This window comes from Hahella sp. CCB-MM4 (assembly GCF_002260525.1).
In the GTDB taxonomy this organism is placed as follows: domain Bacteria; phylum Pseudomonadota; class Gammaproteobacteria; order Pseudomonadales; family Oleiphilaceae; genus Hahella.
The window spans coordinates 1-1,007 of sequence record NZ_MRYI01000056.1; the positions used below are offsets into that span (position 1 = coordinate 1).

1 protein-coding gene is annotated in these 1,007 nt (G+C 51.7%); it reads left to right on the plus strand.

The window, feature by feature from the left end; translation table 11 throughout:
- Positions 1–1,007: IS256 family transposase (locus BTA51_RS28845; RefSeq protein ID WP_141215704.1), on the plus strand; the 1,007-nt coding region annotated here is incomplete at both ends.

A 1,007-nucleotide genomic window follows, 5' to 3' on the forward strand; every position in this document is an offset into this window, starting at 1 on the left:
GGCTCCAGCAAGAAAACGGTGAAAAGCCCTGCCGGGCCTTTTGAGCTGGAAACGCCTCGGGATCGTGCTGGCACCTTTGAGCCGCAGCTCGTCAAAAAACATCAAACCCAACTCACCGATGAACTGGAACGCAAGATCATTGCCCTGTTCGCCCTGGGAAATAGCTATCAGGATATTCGTACCCATATTGAAGACCTGTATGGCATCCATCTATCCAATGGGACGCTTAACGCGGTGACCGACAAGTTGCTGCCAGAGTTGCAGGCATGGCGAGAGCGTGAACTGGAAGCGGTTTACCCCATCGTCTGGCTCGATGCGATCCACTACAAAATCAAAGAGAACGGGCGCTATATCAGCAAAGCCGTGTACACCATTCTTGGCCTGAATGTGGAAGGCAAGAAGGAATTGCTGGGACTTTACCTCTCTGAAGCAGAAGGCGCTCACTATTGGCTGAGCGTCTTAACTGACTTGTACAACCGAGGTGTCAAAGACATCTTGATTGCCTGTGTGGATGGTCTGAAGGGCTTCCCAGAAGCCATTGAAAGCCTCTATCCTCATACGGAGATCCAGCATTGTGTGATTCACCAGATCCGCAACTCACTGAAGTATGTGGCCTCAAAGAACCAGAAAGCGTTTATGGTTGATCTGAAGTGCGTCTACAAAGCTTCCACTCTCAACGCTGCAGAAAACGCTCTGGATGAGCTGGAGGCCAAATGGGGTGACAAGTACCCGATGGTGATCAAATCCTGGCGCAGCAAGTGGCTGACACTCTCTGCGTACTTCAAATACCCCGACTACGTGAGAACGGCCATCTACACTACCAACGCAGTTGAAGCCGTCCACCGACAGTTCCGCAAGCTAACGAAGACCAAGGGCGGCTTTGCCAATGAGAACAGTTTGCTGAAGCTGCTGTACGCTGGTATGTTGAATGCCACAGAACGGTGGACGCATCCGGTGCAGAACTGGAATCTCACGCTCTCGCAGCTATCGATTCACTTTGAAGGGCG